Consider the following 23,249-nt stretch of genomic DNA (forward strand, 5'->3'; position numbering starts at 1 on the left):
GCGTGACGGGTGCTATCTCCGACGAAAATAAATGGCTGAGCTATGCTTAGTAGCAGTAACTGACTGTTAAGGCATAGAAAAATGAAAGCATTTGATCTCCAGCGGATGGCGTTTGATAAAGTTCCACCTGAATTTCTGGGCGAAGTGGCGCTGCGCAGCCTGTATACCTTCGTACTCGTCTTCCTGTTTCTCAAAATTACCGGTCGTCGTGGCGTTCGTCAGATGTCTCTGTTTGAAGTGCTGATCATCCTGACGCTGGGCTCGGCGGCGGGGGACGTCGCGTTTTATGACGACGTGCCGATGGTGCCGGTGTTTATCGTTTTTGTTTCCCTCGCCTTGCTTTACCGGCTGGTGATGTGGCTGATGTCAAAAAGTGAAAAGCTGGAAGATCTGCTTGAAGGGAAACCGGTCGTTATTGTCGAGGACGGTCAGCTGGCCTGGGAAAATGTGCAAAGCGCCAATATGACCGAGTTTGAGTTCTTTATGGAGCTGCGCCTGAATAGCGTTGAACAGCTCGGACAGGTGCGGCTGGCGATCATGGAAACCAATGGGCAAATCAGCGTCTATTACTATGCTGACGACGACGTTAAGCCCGGCCTGTGTATCCTGCCGGATATGTTAGTAGAACGGTTCAGGGTGATACCTGAAACCGGGGAGTATGCATGTATAAAATGTAGTCATGTTGTGGGGATGCATGCGGGCGATCATCAATTATGCCCTCGTTGTGCAAATCCGGAATGGACAAAGGTTAGCCGGGCTAAACGCCTCGTCTGACAGCGATTTTGTCGGTTTTGTGACGACGAGGCGGCAGATTGTTTTGTGTGACGAAGGGCACATTTCCCCGGTCATAAGTTTTAGACATTGCGGCGCGTGTCACTGAATGATAAAACCGATATCCACAGTTATAACTTATGGCTTTTAGCGTGGTGAGGGGAAATGGCTCAAGTCTTTAATTTCAGTTCAGGTCCGGCAATGTTACCGGCAGACGTACTCAAACAGGCTCAACAGGAGCTGTGTGACTGGAACGGTCTGGGTACGTCGGTGATGGAAATCAGCCACCGGGGTAAAGCGTTTATTCAGGTGGCGGAAGAGGCAGAAAAGGATTTTCGCGATCTGCTGAACATTCCCTCGAACTACAAAGTATTGTTCTGCCATGGCGGTGGACGCGGTCAGTTTGCGGGCATCCCGCTCAATCTGCTGGGCGACAAAACCACCGCTGATTACGTCGATGCCGGCTATTGGGCAGCCAGTGCGTTAAAAGAAGCGCACAAATACTGCACGCCGAACGTTATCGACGCCAAAGTGACCGTTGACGGTCTGCGCGCCGTGAAGCCGATGAGCGAGTGGCAGCTGTCTGACAACGCCGCGTATCTCCACTACTGCCCGAACGAAACCATCGACGGCATCGCCATTCACGAAGAGCCAGGCTTTGGCGACAATGTCATTGTGACGGCGGACTTCTCTTCAACCATTCTGTCCACTCCGCTGGACGTCAGCCGCTACGGCGTCATTTACGCAGGTGCTCAGAAAAACATCGGTCCTGCTGGGCTGACTATTGTCATCGTCCGTGAAGACCTGCTGGGGAAAGCCCATAAGTCCTGCCCGTCAATTCTTGATTACACCGTCCTGAATGACAACGACTCCATGTTCAACACCCCACCTACGTTTGCCTGGTATCTCTCCGGCCTGGTCTTCAAATGGCTGAAGCAAAACGGCGGCGTGGCGCAGATGGACAAGATCAATCAGCAGAAAGCCGAACTGCTGTACGGCACGATCGACAAGAGCGATTTCTACCGTAACGATGTGGCGAAAGCGAACCGTTCGCGCATGAACGTACCGTTCCAGCTGGCAGACAGCAGCCTGGACAGCGTGTTCCTGGAAGAGTCGTTCGCGGCGGGTCTGCACGCGCTGAAAGGCCATCGTGTGGTGGGCGGGATGCGTGCTTCCATTTATAACGCCATGCCGCTGGAAGGGGTTAAAGCCCTGACCGATTTCATGATCGACTTCGAACGTCGTCACGGTTAATTTGCTGTTTTTCACCCCCGCAGCTTTGCTGCGGGGTTTTTATTATGTTGAGTTGAGAGTTTAGTTTTCATGGAATCCCTGACGTTACAACCTATCGCGCGGGTAGATGGCACCATCAATCTGCCTGGTTCAAAAAGTGTCTCGAACCGCGCTCTGCTGCTGGCAGCTCTGGCAAACGGCACCACCGTCCTCACCAACCTGCTGGACAGCGATGACGTGCGCCATATGCTCAATGCGCTGAAAGCGTTGGGCGTTCATTACACACTCTCTGACGATCGCACCCGCTGCGAAGTGACCGGCAACGGCGGCGCGCTGCAGGCGAGTGAGGAGCTTGAGCTGTTTCTGGGTAACGCGGGTACCGCGATGCGTCCGCTGGCGGCGGCCCTGTGCCTCGGGAGCAATAACATCGTGCTGACCGGCGAGCCGCGCATGAAGGAGCGTCCGATCGGCCATCTGGTAGATGCCCTGCGTCAGGGCGGCGCGCAGATTGAGTATCTGGAGCAGGAAAATTACCCGCCACTGCGTCTGCGCGGGGGCTTTACCGGCGGTACCGTCGAGGTTGACGGCAGCGTCTCCAGCCAGTTCCTGACGGCGCTGCTGATGACCGCGCCGCTGGCCCCGCAGGATACGGTTATCACGATTAAAGGTGAGCTGGTCTCCAAACCGTATATTGATATTACGCTGCATCTGATGAAAACCTTCGGCGTTGAGGTTGAAAACCAGTCTTATCAGCGCTTTGTCGTGCGTGGGGCGCAGCAGTACCAGTCGCCGGGCAACTACCTGGTTGAAGGCGATGCTTCATCCGCATCCTATTTCCTTGCCGCTGGCGCGATTAAAGGCGGTACGGTAAAAGTGACCGGCATTGGCCGCAACAGCGTGCAGGGCGATATTCGTTTTGCTGACGTGCTGGAAAAAATGGGCGCGGTTGTCACCTGGGGGGATGATTTCATCTCCTGTACCCACGGTGAGCTGAACGCCATCGACATGGACATGAACCATATCCCGGATGCGGCGATGACCATTGCCACGGCGGCGCTGTTTGCCAAAGGCACCACCACGCTGCGCAACATTTATAACTGGCGCGTAAAAGAGACGGACCGCCTGTTCGCGATGGCAACCGAGCTGCGTAAAGTCGGCGCTGAGGTAGAAGAGGGCGAAGATTACATTCGCGTTACCCCTCCGGCAAAACTGAACTTTGCTGAAATCGGGACCTATAACGATCACCGTATGGCGATGTGTTTCTCGCTGGTGGCGCTGTCCGATACCCCTGTGACCATTCTCGATCCGAAATGTACGGCGAAAACCTTCCCGGACTATTTCGAACAGCTGGCGCGCATTAGCACCCTGGCATGATGAAGTCTTGCCGCATCACCTGATGCGGCATTTCCTTACGCTTCCTGACGATCTTTCCCGCTCATTTCTTCTACACTCTGCTTCTATCATTCCGTAATTTGCACGCAAAGGTAACAGTTGCGCACGTTGGCGCGTATAATGCGCGGCGTTCATGTTAACGGTATGCCTTATTTAAGGAGAAAAAGATGACGGCAGTTGCCCCGGTAATCACCATTGATGGGCCGAGTGGCGCAGGGAAAGGTACTCTGTGCAAAGCGATGGCGGAAGCATTGCAATGGCATCTTTTAGATTCGGGAGCAATCTATCGCGTGCTGGCGCTGGCTGCGCTGCATCATCACGTGGATGTCGCCTCTGAAGAAGCGCTGGTACCGCTGGCTGCGCATCTGGATGTGCGTTTTGTTTCTACCGATGGCAACCTGGAAGTGATCCTGGAAGGGGAAGATGTGAGCGGTGAAATCCGTACGCAGGAAGTCGCTAATGCGGCCTCCCAGGTGGCGGCTTTCCCACGCGTTCGCGAGGCGTTGCTGCGTCGCCAGCGAGCGTTTCGTGAAGCCCCGGGTCTGATCGCTGATGGACGCGACATGGGAACCGTAGTCTTCCCTGATGCGCCAGTAAAAATCTTCCTTGACGCCTCTTCGGAAGAACGTGCTCAACGCCGTATGCTTCAGTTGCAGGAAAAGGGGTTTAGTGTTAACTTTGATCGCCTTTTATCCGAGATAAAAGAGCGCGATGACCGCGATCGTAACCGCGCCGTCGCACCGCTTGTTCCTGCAGAAGATGCATTAGTTCTGGATTCAACCAGTTTAACTATTGAGCAAGTGATTGAAAAAGCGCTACAATATGCGCGCCAAAAACTGGCACTCGCGTAATCGCGACCGATTTAGCAGTACCCCCGCTGCAATGGATTGACGGCGGGTATGTGAAACAACCCCATCCGGCACGGAGCCAGGTGGACGTTAATATTAACCTGAAGATTAAACATGACTGAATCTTTTGCTCAACTGTTTGAAGAATCCTTAAAAGAAATCGAAACCCGTCCGGGTTCCATCGTTCGCGGTGTTGTTGTTGCTATCGACAAAGACGTAGTACTGGTTGACGCCGGTCTGAAATCTGAGTCCGCCATTCCGGCTGAGCAGTTCAAAAACGCCCAGGGCGAGCTGGAAATCCAGGTTGGTGACGAAGTTGACGTTGCTCTGGACGCAGTAGAAGACGGCTTCGGCGAAACCCTGCTGTCTCGTGAGAAAGCTAAACGTCACGAAGCATGGATCACGCTGGAGAAAGCTTACGAAGAAGCTGAAACTGTGGTCGGTGTTATCAACGGCAAAGTTAAAGGTGGCTTCACTGTTGAGCTGAATGGTATTCGTGCGTTCCTGCCAGGTTCACTGGTAGACGTTCGTCCAGTCCGTGACACCCTGCACCTCGAAGGCAAAGAGCTTGAGTTCAAAGTAATCAAGCTGGACCAGAAGCGTAACAACGTTGTTGTTTCCCGTCGTGCCGTTATCGAATCCGAAAACAGCGCAGAACGCGATCAGCTGCTGGAAAACCTGCAGGAAGGCATGGAAGTCAAAGGTATCGTTAAGAACCTCACTGACTACGGCGCATTCGTTGACCTGGGCGGCGTTGATGGCCTGCTGCACATCACCGACATGGCGTGGAAACGCGTTAAGCACCCAAGCGAAATCGTGAACGTGGGCGACGAAATCACTGTTAAAGTGCTGAAGTTCGACCGCGAGCGTACTCGTGTATCCCTCGGCCTGAAACAGCTGGGCGAAGATCCATGGGTAGCTATCGCTAAGCGTTACCCAGAAGGTACTAAACTGACTGGTCGCGTAACCAACCTGACCGACTACGGCTGCTTCGTTGAAATCGAAGAAGGCGTTGAAGGCCTGGTGCACGTTTCCGAAATGGACTGGACCAACAAAAACATCCACCCATCCAAAGTTGTTAACGTTGGTGATGTAGTGGAAGTGATGGTTCTGGATATCGACGAAGAACGTCGTCGTATCTCCCTGGGCCTGAAGCAGTGCAAAAACAACCCATGGCAGCAGTTCGCGGAAACCCACAACAAGGGCGACCGTGTTGAAGGTAAAATCAAGTCTATCACTGACTTCGGTATCTTCATCGGCCTGGACGGCGGCATCGATGGCCTGGTTCACCTGTCTGACATCTCCTGGAACGTTGCAGGCGAAGAAGCAGTTCGTGAATACAAAAAAGGCGACGAAATCGCTGCAGTTGTTCTGCAGGTTGACGCAGAGCGTGAGCGTATCTCCCTGGGCGTTAAACAGCTCGCAGAAGATCCGTTCAACAACTGGGTTGCACTGAACAAGAAAGGCGCAATCGTAAACGGTAAAGTGACTGCAGTTGACGCTAAAGGCGCAACCGTAGAACTGGCTGACGGCGTTGAAGGTTACCTGCGCGCTTCTGAAGCTTCACGTGACCGCGTTGAAGATGCCACTCTGGTTCTGAACGTAGGCGACGACGTTGAAGCTAAGTTCACCGGTGTTGACCGTAAGAACCGTGCAATCAGCCTGTCTGTACGTGCTAAAGATGAAGCTGATGAGAAAGATGCAATCGCAACTGTTAACAAACAGGAAGATGCAAACTTCTCTAACAACGCAATGGCTGAAGCTTTCAAAGCAGCTAAAGGCGAGTAATATCAGGTTCTCAGCATCATTTGAGCTGTAACGCATTTACAGCGCGAAGGATGATGAGCAGACTTGACAGATTGCAGGATTCGTCCTGTAATCAATAACAAAGGGCGGCTACGGCCGCCCTTGTTTAATGAGCTGTTCAGCTAATTGGTTTGAAAGGAACCGGAGGAATCATGACCAAGTCAGAATTGATTGAAAGACTTGCCAGTCAGCAACCGCATATCCCTGCCAAGGCAGTGGAAGATGCCGTAAAAGAGATGCTGGAGCATATGGCCTCCACTCTTGCCCAGGGCGAGCGCATTGAAATCCGCGGTTTCGGTAGTTTTTCTCTGCACTATCGTGCTCCACGTACCGGGCGTAACCCGAAAACTGGTGATAAAGTCGAGCTGGAAGGGAAGTACGTTCCACACTTTAAGCCGGGTAAAGAACTGCGCGATCGCGCCAATATTTACGGCAACTGAGTTTAGCCAGCCGGTTAAACTGGGTTCGAAAGAAAGCACCTGCGGGTGCTTTTTTTGTTTCCGTCACTTTCATTCTGAAGGTGTCTCGCATTTTAAGTTGCGTTTTCTGCAACGCGCTAAAAACCTTGCAGCGCTTGCTGTAGATTGCATTTTTCACACCTGACACCCCGCTCGATCTGCCCGCATACTGCCACCCAGAAACAGGGAGGTAGCAATGGGAATTCCCGCTTTAGGTATCTGCGCCATTCTGGCGATAGCCCCGTTACTCTGGTTACCTGAACTGCCATCGCGTTATACCATCTGGATAATGATGGCTGGCGGAGTTGCACTGGCCGCACGCCAAAACGTACGGCTGAAGTATGTGGGGATGACGCTGTTATTTTGCGTGTGGGGCATTCTGGCCGCGCAAGAGAGCGTCTGGCCGATGCAGCATTTAACCGCAGGTGCCGTACAGGCGGAGGTGGAGATCGCCGCGACTGATGGTGCCACTGTGCATCAGGGAAAAATACTCACCGTTGATGGCCAGCGCTGGTGGGCGTCAACAGGCGTAACGCTTTATGGTCATTATCTGCCGCAGAAAGCGTGTGCCGGTCAGCGCTGGGCGATGACGCTCCGGCTCAGGCCTGTACACGGCGAACTGAACGACGGAGGGTATGACCCCCAGCGCAGCGCTATTGCCCGCCATCAAACGCTAAGTGGGCGTTTTACCCATGCAGAACTCATCGATGGACGCTGCAGCTTGCGAGCGCAATACCTGACATCGCTGCAAAACCGACTTTCAGTTTATCGCTGGGGCGCGGTTATCCTCGGGCTGGGCATGGGAGAACGTCTGGATGTCCCCAGGGAAATAAAAGACCTGATGCGTGAAACCGGCACGCTGCATCTGATGGCGATTTCTGGTCTGCATATCGCGCTGGCGGCCTCCATCGTCTGGTTTCTTGTGCGCGGGCTTCAGTTTTTATTACCTTGCCATCAGGTCAACTGGCAGATGCCTCTGCTGGCAGGGGTATTCTTTGCTGCTTTCTACGCCTGGCTGACCGGTCTGCAACCGCCCGCGCTACGCACGGTCATCGCACTTTCTGTGCTGGCGGCGCTGCGGATCGGTTCCCGGCAATGGTCTCCATGGCATGTGTGGATCTGCTGTGTCGCGGCGATCCTGATAAGCGATCCCTTAGCCATACTTTCGCAGAGTCTGCTTTTGTCTGCATTTGCCGTCGCCGCGCTGATTTTCTGGTTTCAGTGGTTGCCGCTTCCTCACTGGCAGTGGGCTCGCCGGATACGTCCGCTGCTGAACCTTGTCTATCTGCAGGTCGGCATGCTGTTACTTCTCATGCCGCTACAGGTTCTGATTTTCCATGGCTTTAGCATTTCATCGTTGATCGCCAATTTCTTTGCCGTGCCGTTGGTGACGTTTGTCTGCGTACCGCTGATTTTACTCGGCATGCTGCTCCATCTGCTGCCGCTGGAGGGGCTGGAAAGCGGCATCTGGTATGCAGCCGATAAGACGCTTGCCGGGTTGTTCTGGTTGCTGATGCGCCTGCCAGACGGCTGGCAGAGTGTGGACCAGCGCTGGCAGTACATGACGTTACTGCCGTGGCTTATCCTCATCGGCTGGCGTTTCCGTGCCTGGAAAACCGTTCCTGCCGTTTGTCTGGCGGGAAGTGTCTTGCTGGCTTCTCCCCTCTGGCGGACGGCGAAAAGCGACGCCTGGACGCTCCATATGCTGGACGTGGGGCAGGGGCTGGCAATGGTTATTGAACGACAGGGAAAAGCCATTCTTTACGATACCGGGCTTGCCTGGCCGGGCGGGGATAGTGCACAGCGGTTAATTATTCCATGGCTGCGCTGGCATCATCTGCAGCCGGAAGGCGTTATTCTCAGCCATGAGCATCTCGACCATGCGGGAGGCCTTGTATCGCTGCAAAAAACATGGCCTGAAATGTGGGTAAGAAGTCCGTTGCACCAGACCGGGCATCGTCCCTGCTTTCGCGGGCAAAGATGGCAATGGCAGGGGTTAACGTTCACCGTCCACTGGCCCACTGAAAATTATCCGGCTCAGGGTAACAATCACTCCTGCGTAGTAAAAATTGACGACGGCGAGCAGAGCGTTCTGCTGACGGGAGACATTGAAGCACAGGCAGAACAGGCTATGCTTAGCCATTACTGGCAGCATCTGACGTCCACCCTCATACAGGTACCTCATCACGGCAGCAATACCTCGTCGTCATTGCCGCTGGTACAGCGGGTTGAGGGGCTGATAGCTCTGGATTCAGCGGCCCGCTATAACGCATGGCGATTCCCGTCTGCTAAAGTAGTCCGGCGCTATCGAAAAGAGGGATATATCTGGCACGATACCCCCCATTCCGGGCAAATATCGGTGACATTTTCGCACCATCGCTGGCAAATCCGGCGCGTGCGGGATCAATTTTTACCCCCCTGGTATCATCAGTGGTTTGGCGCGCCCGTAGATAACGGGTAGAATATGCGGCTATTTCAACAAATGCTGGTTTTTTGAATGCATAACGACAAAGATCTCTCCACGTGGCAAACCTTCCGCCGACTCTGGCCGATGATTGCTCCCTTTAAAGCAGGCCTGATCGTGGCGGGTGTAGCGTTAATCCTCAACGCAGCCAGCGATACTTTTATGTTATCGCTCCTCAAACCGTTACTGGACGACGGTTTTGGTAAAACGGATCGCTCAGTGTTGCTATGGATGCCTCTGGTGGTTATCGGGCTGATGATCTTACGTGGTATCACCAGCTATATCTCCAGCTACTGCATTTCCTGGGTTTCCGGGAAAGTGGTTATGACCATGCGCCGTCGTCTGTTCAGCCACATGATGGGCATGCCGGTCTCATTCTTTGACAAGCAATCCACCGGGACGCTGCTGTCTCGTATTACCTACGATTCAGAGCAGGTTGCCTCCTCCTCTTCAAGTGCGCTGATTACCGTCGTGCGCGAAGGAGCGTCGATCATCGGTCTGTTTGCAATGATGTTCTATTACAGCTGGCAGCTGTCGCTGATCCTTATCGTGCTGGCACCGGTCGTGTCCATTGCTATCCGCGTCGTCTCAAAGCGCTTCCGCAATATCAGTAAGAATATGCAGAACACCATGGGGCAGGTGACGACCAGCGCAGAACAGATGCTGAAAGGGCACAAAGAAGTGTTGATCTTCGGCGGTCAGGAAGTTGAAACCAAACGCTTTGACAAAGTCAGCAACAAAATGCGTCTGCAGGGGATGAAGATGGTCTCGGCCTCTTCCATCTCTGACCCGATCATTCAGCTGATTGCCTCACTGGCGCTGGCGTTCGTTCTTTATGCGGCAAGCTTCCCGAGCGTAATGGAAACGCTGACGGCGGGTACTATCACCGTAGTCTTCTCCTCGATGATTGCCCTGATGCGCCCGCTGAAATCCCTGACCAACGTGAACGCCCAGTTCCAGCGCGGGATGGCCGCCTGCCAGACGCTGTTCAGCATTCTGGATTCTGAACAGGAAAAAGACGAAGGTACACGCGAGGTAGAGCGCGCCCGTGGCGACGTGGAGTTCCGCAACGTGACCTTCACCTATCCAGGCCGCGAAACGCCGGCTCTGCGCAATATCAACCTGACGATTCCGGCAGGTAAAACCGTTGCGCTGGTAGGCCGCTCCGGCTCCGGTAAATCCACCATTGCGAGCCTCATCACTCGTTTCTACGATATTAACGAAGGTGAGATCCTGCTGGATGGTCACGATCTGCGGGAGTACACCCTGCAGTCGCTGCGTAACCAGGTTGCGCTGGTTTCTCAGAACGTGCATCTCTTCAACGATACGGTTGCCAACAACATTGCTTATGCACGCACTGACGAGTACAGCCGCGAGCAGATTGAGAACGCCGCGCGTATGGCGTATGCAATGGACTTTATCAACAAGATGGATAACGGTCTGGACACGATAATCGGTGAAAACGGGGTACTGCTCTCCGGCGGTCAGCGCCAGCGTATCGCCATTGCGCGCGCGCTGCTGCGCGATAGCCCGATACTGATCCTGGACGAAGCAACCTCTGCACTGGATACGGAATCTGAACGCGCGATTCAGTCGGCGCTGGATGAACTGCAAAAGAACCGTACTTCGCTGGTGATTGCGCACCGTCTGTCCACTATTGAGCAGGCAGATGAGATCGTCGTGGTTGAGGACGGCATCATTGTTGAACGCGGAAGCCATGCCGATCTGCTGGAACATCGTGGCGTTTACGCCCAGCTTCATAAGATGCAGTTCGGCGAATGATTGCACGCATCTGGTCCGGTGAATCCCCGCTGTGGCTGCTGCTTTTGCCGCTCTCCTGGCTGTACGGTTTGGTGAGCGGCATTATTCGCCTGTTTTACCGTCTGGGGATCAAGCGTGCCTGGCGCGCGCCGGTTCCGGTAGTCGTGGTGGGTAACCTCACGGCGGGCGGCAACGGCAAAACGCCAGTGGTGATCTGGCTGGTGGAGCAGTTGCAAAAACGCGGCATCCGCCCCGGCGTGGTGTCGCGTGGGTATGGTGGTAAAGCGGCGCACTACCCATTGCTGCTGTCGGCGGAAACCACGACCGCAGAAGCGGGTGATGAGCCAGTATTGATTTTCCAGCGTACCGGTGCGCCGGTTGCGGTCTCCCCGGTGCGCAGCGACGCCGTGCAGGCCCTGCTTGCTGAACACGCGGCACAAATCATCATCACTGACGACGGCCTGCAGCATTACGCTCTGGCGCGTGATAAAGAGATTGTAGTTATCGACGGCGTGCGTCGTTTCGGCAACGGCTGGTGGCTGCCCGCTGGCCCCATGCGTGAACGGGCTTCGCGTCTGAAGTCCGTTGATGCGGTGATTGTTAACGGCGGTGAAGCCGAGGCGGGTGAAATTCCTATGCGTCTGTTACCGGGAATGGCGGTCAACCTGGTGACGGGTGAACGCCGGGCGGTTGCAGAACTGCCTTCGCTGGTGGCAATGGCGGGTATTGGTCATCCGCCGCGCTTCTTCGCGACGCTGGAACAGTGTGGCGCCCGGCTGGAAAAACGCGTTCCGCTGGCTGACCATCAGGCGCTGGTGGCAGAGCAGGTTGAGGCGCTTACCGCGCCTGGCCAGACGCTCATTATGACCGAAAAAGATGCGGTGAAATGCCGTGCCTTTGCGAAAGAAAACTGGTGGTATCTGCCGGTTGACGCTGAACTCAGCGGCGAACAGCCGGAACAATTGCTTAAGGAACTGATTGCGTTGGTGCAGTAGAGGCTTACGCGGTTCTGGTGGCGCTTTGACTGACAGGAAAACGCATGTCTTTACCGCAACTCTCGCTTTCAGCCGCACGTCATTTACACCTTGCCGCGCAGGGGCTGCTCAAAAAGCCCCCTCGCCGCGCGCAGCCTGCCGATATCCTCTCTACCGTCCAGCGCATGTCGCTGCTCCAAATCGACACCATTAACATTGTCGCCCGTAGCCCTTACCTGGTGCTATTTAGCCGCCTGGGGAGTTATCCTCCGCAGTGGCTGGATGAGGCGCTCTCCAAAGGGGAGCTGATGGAGTACTGGGCTCACGAAGCCTGCTTCCTGCCCCGTAGCGATTTCGCCCTGGTGCGTCACCGTATGCTTGCTCCGGAAAAGATGGGATGGAAATACCGGCAGGCGTGGATGGAGGAGCATGAGGCTGAAATAGAGCAGCTTATCAGCCATATTCAGGAAAACGGCCCCGTTCGATCCGCCGATTTTGAACATCCGCGCAAAGGTGCAGGCGGATGGTGGGAGTGGAAGCCGCACAAGCGTCATCTTGAAGGGTTGTTCACGTCAGGCAAAGTCATGGTCATTGAACGGCGTAATTTTCAGCGCGTTTATGATCTGACGCATCGCGTGATGCCTCACTGGGACGACGAGCGGGATCTGCTTACCCAGGAGGTGGCCGAGGCCATCATGCTGGAGAACAGCGCCCGCAGCCTGGGCATTTTCCGTCCGCAATGGCTGGCAGACTATTACCGCCTCCGTCAGCCTGCGCTGAAGCCTCTGCTGGAGATGTGGCAGCGTGAACAGCGAGTTATTCCCGTTATGGTGGAAACGCTGGGAGAAATGTGGCTGCATGCGGATCTTGTCCCTCTGCTGCCCGAGGCTCTGGAGGGGAAACTCCGGGCGACCCACAGCGCGGTGTTGTCACCTTTCGATCCGGTGGTTTGGGACAGAAAACGCGCCGAGCAGCTGTTTGACTTCAGCTACCGGCTGGAATGCTATACCCCGGCGCCAAAGCGGCAATACGGCTACTTTGTTTTACCGCTGCTGCACAAGGGACAACTGGTCGGGCGCATGGATGCCAAAATGCACCGCAAGACCGGCACGCTTGAAGTCATTGCCCTTTATCTGCAAGAAGGCATCAGGGTCACGGCGAGCCTGGAAAAAGGGTTATCGTCCGCCATTAGCGAGTTCGCGCGCTGGCAGGAGGCTCGCGACGTAACGCTTGGCCGGGTACCTGACGGGTTATTCACATCCTGTCGAAGTGGCTGGGAAACAGGCACGCCCTGAAAAGGGAATGTGTTAAGCTTTAGCGATTACCCATACGGAGGAACTATGGATCACCGTTTACTTGAAATTATTGCCTGCCCGGTATGCAACGGCAAACTTTACTACAGCCAGGACAAACAGGAGCTGATCTGCAAGCTGGACAGTCTGGCCTTCCCGCTGCGTGACGGCATTCCGGTACTGCTGGAAAATGAAGCCCGTTCCCTGGTGGCAGAAGAGAGCAAACCATGAGTTTTGTTGTCATTATTCCTGCACGTTATGCCTCAACGCGTCTGCCGGGTAAACCGCTGGTAGATATCAACGGCAAGCCGATGATTGTGCATGTCCTTGAGCGGGCGCGTGAGTCCGGTGCCGACCGCATTATCGTTGCAACCGATCATCCTGATGTCGCCCGTGCGGTTGAGGCCGCAGGCGGTGAGGTGTGCATGACCCGCGCCGATCACCAGTCCGGCACCGAGCGTCTGGCTGAAGTGGTTGAGAAATGTGGTTTCAGTGACGATACGGTCATCGTAAACGTGCAGGGCGACGAGCCGATGATCCCGGCCGTTATTATCCGTCAGGTGGCGGAAAACCTGGCGCAGCGTCAGGTCGGTATGGCGACGCTCGCGGTGCCTATTCACCACGCTGAAGAGGTATTCAATCCGAATGCGGTGAAGGTGGTGATGGATGCCGAAGGCTATGCGCTCTATTTCTCCCGCGCTACGATTCCGTGGGATCGCGATCGCTTTGCGCTCTCTAAAGAGACCATCGGTGATTCTTTCCTGCGTCATATTGGGATCTACGGCTATCGCGCCGGCTTTATTCGCCGCTATGTAGCCTGGGCGCCGAGCCCGCTGGAGCATATCGAAATGCTGGAGCAGCTTCGCGTGCTCTGGTATGGCGAAAAAATCCACGTTGCCGTTGCCCGCGAAGTACCGGGAACGGGCGTTGATACGCCGGAAGATCTTGAGCGCGTCCGCGCCGAGTTGCGTTAATCCCGCCTGCATCCCTCCTTTCGGAGGGATGTCCTCTCCCCGCAAATTCCCCTTTCTTTACCCTAATTGATCTCTTCCGGGTGACATCTTCACGCTGTGCGCTCATTATAAAAGCAGTAGTCTTAATGGGGGTAATCTCATATGGAACAGCTGCGTGCCGAACTTAGCCATCTGCTGGGTGAGAAGTTAAGCCGGGTCGAATGCGTGAGTGAAAAGGTCGATACCGCGCTCTGGTCGTTGTATGACGGCCAGGGCAACCCGATGCCGCTGATGGCACGAAGCTTCTCGTCGCCGGGCGTCGCCAGACAGCTTGCCTGGAAAATGTCGATGCTGGCACGGGAGGGAACCGTCCGTATGCCGACCGTGTACGGCGTGATGACCCACGAGGAACATCCCGGCCCGGACGTACTGCTGATTGAGCGTTTACGCGGTGTGCCGGTTGAAGCGCCCGCGCGTACGCCGGAACGCTGGGAACAGCTGAAAGACCAGATTGTTGAGGCGCTGCTGGCCTGGCACCGACAGGATAGCCGCGGGCTTGTTGGTCCGGTTGACAGCACCCAGGAAAACCTGTGGCCGCTGTGGTATCGCCAGCGGGTGGAAGTGCTGTGGGGGACGCTTAACCAGTTCAACAATACCGGCTTGACCATGCAGGACAAACGTATTCTGTTTCGCACCCGCGAGTGCTTACCGGCGCTGTTCGACGGCTTTAACGACAACTGCGTGCTGATCCACGGCAATTTTACTCTGCGCAGTATGCTCAAAGACTCCCGCAGCGATCAGCTCCTGGCGATGCTAGGGCCGGGGATCATGCTCTGGGCACCGCGGGAATATGAGCTGTTCAGGCTCAGCGACAGCGGGGCGGCGGAAGGTTTACTGTGGCACTACCTTCAACGCGCGCCCGTTGCAGAGGCGTTTCTCTGGCGTCGCTGGCTTTATTTGCTCTGGGACGAAGTGGCGCAGCTGGTCAACACCGGACGTTTCAATCGCGCCAACTTCGATCTGGCGGCTAAATCACTCTTGCCCTGGCTCGCCTGACGAGCCTTTCAGCCACTGCCAGAGGCGTCCGAGCGTCTCGTAGCCGACGCGATCGCTATGCATCAACCACATCGGAGAGGGGATCACCCGTTCCCATGGGTTGAGCGGCGCGCTGATGGCCATCTGGTTTGCCGGTGCGGGAAGCGGGTGCAAACCTTGCTTCTCGAAGAAAATCATCGCTCTTGGCAGGTGCGAGGCGGAGGTCACCAGTAAGAACGGAACATCGCCAATCGCCTGCTTCACCGCGGCAGCCTCTTCCTCGGTATCCTTTGGGCTGTCCAGCGTGATGATAGAGGAACGCGGTACGCCGAGCGATTCCGCGATTCTGGCCCCCGCTTCAGCCGTACTCACCGGGTTGGTTTTGGCCGCTGCGCCGGTGAAGATCATTTTTGATCCCGGATTCGCCAGCCACAGGCGAATACCTTCGTTTAGCCGTGGCAGGCTGTTGTTGATCAGGTTCGAACTGGGGGCCCAGTCAGGGTCCCAGGTATACCCGCCGCCCAGCACAACGATGTAATCAACTTTCTGGTTTCCCTGCCACGTAGGGTACCTGTTTTCGATGGGGCGCAGCAGTCCATCCGCCACCGGCTGCAGGCTCAGCAGCAGCAGGACCAGCCAGCCGAACGTAATAAGCGTTTTGCCACTCTTCTGAAAGCGACTAAACCACACCAGCGCCAGCCCCAGCGCGATGATGATAAGCAGCAGCGGAAGGGGAAGCATCATCCCTCCAACGTATTTCTTAAGGGTAAAAAGCATCCTTTTTGGTTCCTTTTTTGACCATACAGCAGATGATTACCGGTGATATTACACCAGAGAGGTTCATTCTCCGCGCGGGTGTGACAAAATAGCGGTTTTGCAGTTAGCGAGTGGAACTCTCCCAATGCGGGATCGCAATTTTGATGACATCGCGGAAAAGTTTTCGCGCAACATTTATGGCACCACGAAAGGGCAGCTCCGTCAGACGATCCTCTGGCAGGATCTGGATACCATTCTGGCGGGCTTTGGCGGCCAAACGTTGCGCGTGCTGGACGCCGGAGGTGGTGAAGGGCAGACGGCGATAAAAATGGCTGAACGCGGTCATCACGTCACGCTTTGCGATCTTTCTGCTGAAATGGTCGCCCGCGCGACGCGTGCGGCAGAAGAGAAAGGTGTGAGCGACAACATGCATTTTATACAATGCGCCGCTCAGGACATCGCGCAGCATTTGGAAACCCAGGTTGATCTGATATTGTTTCATGCGGTGCTGGAGTGGGTTGCCGATCCGCAAAGCGTGTTACAAACCCTGTGGTCAATGTTACGTCCGGGCGGTACGCTGTCGCTGATGTTCTACAATGCTAACGGCTTCCTGATGCACAACATGGTGGCAGGGAACTTCGACTATGTTCAGGTCGGGATGCCGAAAAAGAAAAAACGCACGCTTTCCCCGGACTATCCGCGCGATCCGCAGCAGGTTTACGGCTGGCTGGAAGAGATTGGCTGGCAGATCGTCGGGAAGACGGGCGTCAGGGTGTTTCATGATTATCTGCGTGAAAAACACAAACAGCGTGACTGTTTTGACACCTTAACAGAATTAGAAACGCGGTATTGCCGCCAGGAGCCGTTCGTCAGCCTTGGCCGCTATATTCACGTCACCGCGCACAAGCCGCAGATGCAAGGATAACCTATGAGTGAATTTTCCCAGACAGTCCCCGAACTGGTTGCCTGGGCCAGGAAAAACGATTTCTCCATCTCGCTGCCGGTAGACAGACTCTCTTTCCTGCTGGCGGTTGCCACGCTGAACGGCGAACGGCTGGATGGTGAAATGAGCGAGGGTGAACTGGTGGATGCGTTCCGCCACGTCAGTGATGCGTTTGAGCAAACCAGCGAAACCATTAGCGTGCGTGCCAATAACGCAATCAACGATATGGTGCGTCAACGTCTGCTGAACCGCTTTACCAGCGAGCAGGCGGAAGGAAACGCCATCTATCGCCTGACCCCGCTGGGCATCGGCATCACCGACTACTACATTCGCCAGCGCGAATTTTCCACGCTGCGTCTCTCCATGCAGCTCTCGATCGTGGCGGGTGAGCTTAAACGTGCCGCCGACGCAGCCGATGAAAACGGTGACGAATTCCACTGGCATCGCAACGTTTACGCGCCGCTGAAATACTCGGTGGCCGAGATTTTCGACAGTATCGATCTCACTCAGCGTCTGATGGACGAGCAGCAGCAGCAGGTGAAAGACGATATCGCGCAGCTGCTGAACAAGGACTGGCGTGCGGCCATTTCCAGCTGTGAACTTTTGTTGTCAGAAACCTCCGGTACGCTGCGTGAGCTGCAGGATACGCTGGAGGCCGCAGGGGACAAGCTGCAGGCCAACCTGCTGCGCATCCAGGACGCGACCCTGGCGCACGACGATCTGCATTTTATCGACCGTCTGGTGTTTGATCTGCAGAGCAAACTTGACCGCATTATCAGCTGGGGCCAGCAGTCGATCGATCTGTGGATCGGCTATGACCGCCACGTGCATAAATTTATCCGTACCGCGATTGATATGGATAAAAACCGCGTCTTTGCTCAGCGTCTTCGTCAGTCGGTACAGACCTACTTTGATGCACCGTGGGCGCTGACCTATGCCAATGCCGATCGTCTGTTGGATATGCGCGACGAAGAGATGGCGCTGCGCGATGAAGAGGTCACCGGTGAACTGCCGCCGGATCTGGAGTACGAAGAATTCAACGAAATTCGTGAGCAACTTGCGGCGATGATCGAAGAACAGCTCGCCGTCTACAAAACCAGACAAGCGCCGCTGGATCTTGGGCTCGTGGTGCGCGACTATCTGGCGCAATATCCGCGCGCGCGCCACTTCGACGTTGCCCGCATTGTGGTAGACCAGGCGGTGCGCCTGGGTATCGCGCAAGCAGACTTCACCGGACTGCCGCCGAAGTGGCAGCCAATTAACGATTACGGAGCCAAGGTACAGGCGCATGTCATTGACAAATATTGAACAAGTGATGCCAGTTAAGCTGGCACAGGCGCTGGCGAATCCGTTATTTCCGGCGCTGGACAGCCAGCTGCGTGCCGGTCGTCACATTGGCCTGGACGAGCTGGATAATCACGCCTTTTTGATGGACTTCCAGGAGTACCTGGAAGAGTTTTACGCCCGCTATAACGTGGAGCTTATCCGCGCGCCGGAAGGCTTTTTCTATCTGCGCCCGCGTTCCACGACCCTGATCCCGCGCTCCGTGCTCTCCGAGCTGGACATGATGGTTGGCAAAATTCTTTGTTATCTCTACCTCAGCCCGGAACGCCTGGCAAATGAAGGCATCTTCACCCAGCAGGAGCTGTACGATGAACTGCTGACGCTGGCGGATGAGAGCAAGCTGCTTAAGCTGGTGAATAACCGTTCGACGGGGTCGGATCTTGACCGTCAAAAATTACAGGAAAAGGTTCGCTCTTCCCTGAACCGTCTGCGCCGTCTGGGGATGGTCTGGTTTATGGGCCACGACAGCAGCAAATTCCGCATCACGGAATCGGTCTTCCGCTTCGGCGCCGACGTGCGTGCGGGCGATGATGCGCGTGAAGCGCAGCTTCGCATGATCCGCGACGGTGAAGCGATGCCGGTGGAAAACCATTTGCAGCTCAATGATGAGCATGAAGAGAATCTGCCGGATAGCGGGGAGGAAGAGTAATGATTGAACGCGGTAAATTTCGCTCACTGACGCTGATTAACTGGAACGGCTTCTTTGCCCGAACCTTCGATCTGGATGAGCTGGTCACGACGCTCTCCGGTGGTAACGGGGCGGGTAAATCCACCACCATGGCGGCGTTTGTAACGGCGCTGATCCCCGACCTGACGCTGCTTCACTTCCGTAACACCACCGAAGCGGGCGCGACAAGCGGCTCCCGCGATAAAGGCCTGCACGGTAAGCTGAAAGCGGGCGTCTGTTATTCCGTGCTGGACGTCATCAACTCCCGTCACCAGCGCGTGGTGGTGGGCGTACGTCTGCAACAGGTTGCCGGCCGCGACCGTAAAGTGGATATCAAACCGTTCGCCATTCAGGGGCTGCCAACCTCCGTACAGCCGACCGCGCTGCTGACGGAAACGCTGAATGAACGCCAGGCGCGCGTCCTGACGCTGCAGGAGCTGAAGGACAAGCTTGAAGCCATCGAAGGGGTGCAGTTTAAGCAGTTCAACTCTATTACCGACTATCACTCCCTGATGTTCGATCTGGGCGTGGTGGCGCGCCGTCTGCGCACCGCTTCAGACCGTAGTAAATACTACCGTCTGATCGAAGCGTCCCTGTACGGCGGTATCTCCAGCGCCATTACCCGTTCCCTGCGTGACTACCTGCTGCCGGAAAACAGCGGCGTGCGTAAGGCCTTCCAGGATATGGAGGCGGCACTGCGTGAAAACCGCATGACGCTGGAAGCGATTCGCGTTACCCAGTCTGACCGCGACCTGTTTAAACATCTGATCAGCGAAGCGACCAACTACGTGGCGGCGGACTATATGCGCCACGCCAACGAGCGCCGCGTCCATCTCGATCAGGCATTAGAATATCGCCGCGAGCTGTTTACCTCCCGTAAACAGCTGGTGGCCGAGCAGTACAAGCACGTCGAAATGGCGCGCGAGCTGGGTGAGCACAACGGTGCCGAGGGCGACCTGGAAGCCGACTACCAGGCCGCCAGCGATCACCTGAACCTGGTGCAGACCGCGCTGCGTCAGCAGGAAAAGATCGAACGCTACGAAGCGGACCTCGATGAGCTGCAAATTCGTCTCGAAGAGCAGAATGAAGTGGTGGCCGAAGCCGCCGAGATGCAGGAAGAGAACGAAGCCCGCGCCGAAGCCGCCGAGCTGGAAGTGGACGAGCTTAAAAGCCAGCTTGCGGACTACCAGCAGGCTCTGGACGTGCAGCAGACGCGTGCGATTCAGTACAACCAGGCGCTGCAGGCGCTACAGCGTGCGAAAGAGCTGTGCCATCTGCCAGACCTGACGCCGGAAAGTGCCGACGAATGGCTGGACACCTTCCAGGCCAAAGAGCAGGAAGCCACCGAGAAACTGCTCTCGCTTGAACAGAAAATGAGCGTCGCGCAAACGGCGCACAGCCAGTTTGAACAGGCTTATCAGCTGGTAGTTGCCATTAACGGCCCGCTGGCGCGTAGCGAAGCCTGGGACGTTGCCCGTGAACTGCTGCGCGACGGCGTCAACCAGCGCCATCTGGCCGAGCAGGTGCAGCCGCTGCGTATGCGCCTGAACGAGCTGGAACAGCGCCTGCGCGAGCAGCAGGAAGCCGAACGTCTGCTGGCCGAGTTCTGCAAGCGTCAGGGTAAACATTACGATTTCGACGAGCTTGAGGCCCTGCATCAGGAGCTGGAAGCGCGTATTGCGGCCCTGTCCGATACCGTATCAAATGCCAGCGAACAGCGTATGACGCTGCGTCAGGAGCTGGAGCAGCTTCAGTCCCGTTCGAAGGCGCTCCTGCAGCGTGCGCCGGTCTGGCTGGCAGCGCAAAGCAGCCTGAACCAGCTCAGCGAACAGTGCGGCGAGCAGTTCGAATCCAGCCAGCAGGTGACCGAATACCTGCAACAGCTGCTGGAGCGCGAGCGCGAAGCCATTGTTGAACGTGACGAAGTGGGTGCCCGCAAGCGTGACGTCGATGAAGAAATCGAGCGCTTAAGCCAGCCCGGCGGGTCAGAAGATCCGCGTCTGAACGCCTTAGCCGAGCGTTTTGGCGGCGTACTGCTGTCTGAGATTTACGATGACGTTGGCCTGGACGATGCGCCGTACTTCTCCGCGCTGTACGGTCCATCCCGCAACGCAATTGTGGTGCCGGATCTGTCGCTGATTTCTGAGCAGCTCGCAGGGCTGGAAGATTGCCCGGAAGATCTCTATCTGATCGAAGGGGATCCGCAGTCGTTCGATGACAGCGTCTTCAGCGTTGACGAGCTGGAAAAAGCGGTGGTGGTGAAAATCGCCGATCGCCAGTGGCGTTACTCCCGCTTCCCGGAGCTGCCGCTGTTTGGCCGCGCCGCGCGCGAAAGCCGCATCGAGAGCCTCCACGCCGAGCGTGAAACGCTGTCTGAACGCTTTGCCACCCTGTCGTTTGACGTACAGAAAACCCAGCGTCTGCACCAGGCGTTCAGCCGCTTTATCGGCAGCCATCTGGGCGTGGCGTTTGAAGCCGACCCGGAAGCGGAAATCCGCAAGCTCAACACCCGCCGTGGCGAGCTGGAGCGCGCGATTGCCAGTCATGAAAGTGACAACCAGCAGAGCCGCGTCCAGTTCGAACAGGCGAAAGAGGGCGTCGCTGCCCTTAACCGCATTCTGCCGCGCCTGAACCTGCTGGCGGATGACACGCTGGCCGACCGCGTGGATGAGATCCAGGAACGTCTGGATGAAGCCCAGGAAGCCGCGCGCTTCGTGCAGCAGCACGGCAACCAGCTGGCGAAGCTGGAGCCCGTCGTGTCTGTACTGCAGAGCGACCCGGAACAGTTCGAGCAGTTAAAAGAAGATTACGCCTGGTCGCAGCAGGTGCAGCGCGAAGCGCGTCAGCAGGCGTTTGCCCTGACGGAAGTGGTGCAGCGTCGTGCGCACTTCGGCTACTCCGATTCGGCTGAAATGCTGAGCGGTAACAGCGACCTGAATGAAAAACTGCGCCAGCGCCTTGAGCAGGCGGAAGCGGAACGTACCCGCGCTCGCGAAGCGATGCGCAGCCACTCCGCTCAGCTGAACCAGTACAACCAGGTACTGGCTTCGCTGAAAAGCTCCTTCGACACCAAGAAAGAGCTGTTAAACGACCTGCAGAAAGAGCTGCAAGACATTGGCGTTCGTGCCGACAGCGGGGCGGAAGAGCGCGCGCGCATTCGTCGTGATGAGCTGCATAGCCAGCTCAGCAATAACCGCGCGCGTCGTAATCAGCTGGAAAAAGCGCTCACCTTCTGCGAAGCGGAAATGGATAACCTGACCCGCCGCCTGCGCAAGCTGGAGCGCGACTATCATGAAATGCGCGAGCAGGTCGTGACGGCGAAAGCGGGCTGGTGCGCCGTGATGCGGATGGTGAAAGATAACAACGTTGAACGTCGCCTGCACCGTCGCGAGCTGGCATACCTTTCTGCCGATGAGCTGCGTTCGATGTCGGATAAGGCGCTGGGTGCGCTGCGTCTGGCGGTGGCGGATAACGAACACCTGCGCGATGTGCTGCGCATGTCAGAGGATCCGAAACGTCCTGAACGTAAAATTCAGTTCTTCGTTGCGGTTTATCAGCACCTGCGCGAGCGTATTCGTCAGGACATTATCCGTACCGACGATCCGGTCGAAGCCATCGAACAGATGGAAATTGAGCTGGGCCGCCTGACGGAAGAGCTGACCTCCCGCGAGCAGAAGCTGGCGATCAGCTCCCGCAGCGTGGCGAATATCATTCGCAAAACCATTCAGCGCGAGCAGAACCGTATCCGCCAGCTGAACCAGGGGCTGCAGAGCGTCTCGTTTGGTCAGGTCAACAGCGTGCGTCTTAACGTCAACGTGCGGGAAGCCCACGCTACGTTGCTGGACGTGCTCTCTGAGCAGCACGAGCAGCATCAGGATCTGTTCAACAGCAACCGTCTGACCTTCTCCGAAGCGCTGGCGAAGCTGTATCAGCGCCTGAATCCGCAGATTGATATGGGCCAGCGTACGCCGCAAACCATCGGTGAAGAGCTGCTGGACTATCGTAACTACCTGGAAATGGAAGTTGAGGTAAACCGTGGTTCAGACGGCTGGCTGCGTGCGGAATCCGGAGCGCTGTCGACCGGTGAAGCGATTGGTACCGGGATGTCGATTCTGGTGATGGTGGTGCAGAGCTGGGAAGATGAAGCGCGCCGCCTGCGCGGGAAAGACATCTCCCCATGCCGACTGCTGTTCCTCGATGAAGCGGCGCGTCTTGATGCCCGCTCGATTGCCACGCTGTTTGAGCTTTGCGAACGTCTCGATATGCAGCTCATCATTGCGGCACCGGAAAACATCAGCCCTGAAAAAGGCACCACCTATAAGCTGGTGCGTAAAGTGTTCCAGAACAGCGAACACGTGCACGTTGTCGGGCTGCGTGGCTTTGCGCCGCAGCCGCCGGAATCATTGCCGGAAACCACGGCGGACGCTTCCTGAGGCGTTTTGTTACAAAGAGCGGCGCAGAAGCGCCGCTTTTTTTATTCTCTTAACTTGTGTTCAGGGCTGCGTTATCTTTAAACTTCTTTACATAAGGTAAGGCAACAGAGTTGTCGTCT

18 protein-coding genes are annotated in these 23,249 nt (G+C 56.2%); 17 read left to right on the forward strand and 1 reads right to left on the reverse strand.

The window, feature by feature from the left end:
- Positions 1-81: 81 nt before the first annotated feature.
- The 13 genes from DG357_RS07850 to DG357_RS07910 all read left to right on the forward strand — a co-directional run bounded on the left by DG357_RS07850 (position 82) and on the right by DG357_RS07910 (position 15,008).
- Positions 82-774 carry a DUF421 domain-containing protein gene (locus DG357_RS07850; protein ID WP_028012566.1) on the forward strand — a complete coding sequence of 231 codons (693 nt, stop codon included), beginning with the start codon at positions 82-84 and terminating at the stop codon, positions 772-774.
- Positions 775-936: 162 nt separating this feature from the next.
- Positions 937-2,025 carry a 3-phosphoserine/phosphohydroxythreonine transaminase gene (gene serC / locus DG357_RS07855; protein ID WP_088204943.1) on the forward strand — a complete coding sequence of 363 codons (1,089 nt, stop codon included), beginning with the start codon at positions 937-939 and terminating at the stop codon, positions 2,023-2,025.
- Positions 2,026-2,094: 69 nt separating this feature from the next.
- Entirely contained in the window at positions 2,095-3,378 is a 1,284-nt protein-coding gene (aroA, locus tag DG357_RS07860; RefSeq protein ID WP_047362721.1) for a 3-phosphoshikimate 1-carboxyvinyltransferase, read from the forward strand.
- A 185-nt stretch (positions 3,379-3,563) separates the two neighbouring features.
- Positions 3,564-4,247, forward strand: coding sequence for a (d)CMP kinase (gene cmk, locus DG357_RS07865; RefSeq protein ID WP_013097305.1), 684 nt, complete (start codon positions 3,564-3,566; stop codon positions 4,245-4,247).
- A gap of 111 nt (positions 4,248-4,358) precedes the next feature.
- Positions 4,359-6,032 carry a 30S ribosomal protein S1 gene (gene rpsA, locus DG357_RS07870; protein ID WP_008499966.1) on the forward strand — a complete coding sequence of 558 codons (1,674 nt, stop codon included), beginning with the start codon at positions 4,359-4,361 and terminating at the stop codon, positions 6,030-6,032.
- A 170-nt stretch (positions 6,033-6,202) separates the two neighbouring features.
- The gene (ihfB, locus tag DG357_RS07875; protein WP_008499965.1) at positions 6,203-6,490 is read left to right on the forward strand and encodes an integration host factor subunit beta; all 288 of its coding nucleotides are present in this window, start codon (positions 6,203-6,205) and stop codon (positions 6,488-6,490) included.
- Positions 6,491-6,704: 214 nt separating this feature from the next.
- A complete protein-coding gene (locus tag DG357_RS07880; RefSeq protein ID WP_088204944.1) occupies positions 6,705-8,969 on the forward strand; it encodes a ComEC family protein in 2,265 nt (754 codons plus the stop codon).
- A gap of 36 nt (positions 8,970-9,005) precedes the next feature.
- Positions 9,006-10,754, forward strand: coding sequence for a lipid A ABC transporter ATP-binding protein/permease MsbA (gene msbA, locus DG357_RS07885; protein WP_028012570.1), 1,749 nt, complete (start codon positions 9,006-9,008; stop codon positions 10,752-10,754).
- A complete protein-coding gene (gene lpxK, locus DG357_RS07890; protein ID WP_047368212.1) occupies positions 10,751-11,728 on the forward strand; it encodes a tetraacyldisaccharide 4'-kinase in 978 nt (325 codons plus the stop codon). Before msbA ends, lpxK begins: the two co-directional genes overlap by 4 nt.
- Positions 11,729-11,772: 44 nt before the next feature.
- Entirely contained in the window at positions 11,773-13,002 is a 1,230-nt protein-coding gene (locus DG357_RS07895) for a winged helix-turn-helix domain-containing protein (RefSeq protein ID WP_088204945.1), read from the forward strand.
- A 45-nt stretch (positions 13,003-13,047) separates the two neighbouring features.
- Positions 13,048-13,230, forward strand: a complete 183-nt coding sequence (ycaR, locus tag DG357_RS07900) for a protein YcaR (RefSeq protein WP_006174474.1) — start codon at positions 13,048-13,050, stop codon at positions 13,228-13,230.
- Complete coding sequence (gene kdsB / locus DG357_RS07905; RefSeq protein WP_047368214.1) at positions 13,227-13,973, forward strand: 3-deoxy-manno-octulosonate cytidylyltransferase; 747 nt, start codon at positions 13,227-13,229, stop codon at positions 13,971-13,973. Before ycaR ends, kdsB begins: the two co-directional genes overlap by 4 nt.
- A 141-nt stretch (positions 13,974-14,114) precedes the next feature.
- A complete protein-coding gene (locus DG357_RS07910; RefSeq protein WP_028012574.1) occupies positions 14,115-15,008 on the forward strand; it encodes a YcbJ family phosphotransferase in 894 nt (297 codons plus the stop codon).
- Here the strand turns inward: DG357_RS07910 and elyC are convergent.
- Positions 14,985-15,764 carry an envelope biogenesis factor ElyC gene (gene elyC / locus DG357_RS07915; protein WP_028012575.1) on the reverse strand — a complete coding sequence of 260 codons (780 nt, stop codon included), beginning with the start codon at positions 15,762-15,764 and terminating at the stop codon, positions 14,985-14,987. The genes DG357_RS07910 and elyC overlap by 24 nt on opposite strands.
- Positions 15,765-15,888: 124 nt before the next feature.
- On the opposite strand from elyC, the gene cmoM reads away from it, so the two are divergent.
- Genes cmoM through mukB form a run of 4 tightly spaced genes read left to right on the forward strand, consistent with a single transcriptional unit; the run spans position 15,889 to position 23,130 of the window.
- The gene (gene cmoM, locus DG357_RS07920; RefSeq protein WP_047368216.1) at positions 15,889-16,668 is read left to right on the forward strand and encodes a tRNA uridine 5-oxyacetic acid(34) methyltransferase CmoM; all 780 of its coding nucleotides are present in this window, start codon (positions 15,889-15,891) and stop codon (positions 16,666-16,668) included.
- A 3-nt stretch (positions 16,669-16,671) separates the two neighbouring features.
- Positions 16,672-17,994: a chromosome partition protein MukF gene (mukF, locus tag DG357_RS07925; RefSeq protein WP_041910621.1), complete on the forward strand. Its 1,323-nt coding sequence runs from the start codon at positions 16,672-16,674 to the stop codon at positions 17,992-17,994.
- Entirely contained in the window at positions 17,975-18,679 is a 705-nt protein-coding gene (mukE, locus tag DG357_RS07930; RefSeq protein WP_008499954.1) for a chromosome partition protein MukE, read from the forward strand. Before mukF ends, mukE begins: the two co-directional genes overlap by 20 nt.
- Complete coding sequence (mukB, locus tag DG357_RS07935; protein ID WP_088204946.1) at positions 18,679-23,130, forward strand: chromosome partition protein MukB; 4,452 nt, start codon at positions 18,679-18,681, stop codon at positions 23,128-23,130. The genes mukE and mukB overlap by 1 nt, the downstream gene beginning before the upstream one ends.
- Positions 23,131-23,249: the final 119 nt, after the last annotated feature.

The organism is Enterobacter bugandensis (assembly GCF_900324475.1).
Taxonomy (GTDB): Bacteria; Pseudomonadota; Gammaproteobacteria; order Enterobacterales; family Enterobacteriaceae; genus Enterobacter; species Enterobacter bugandensis.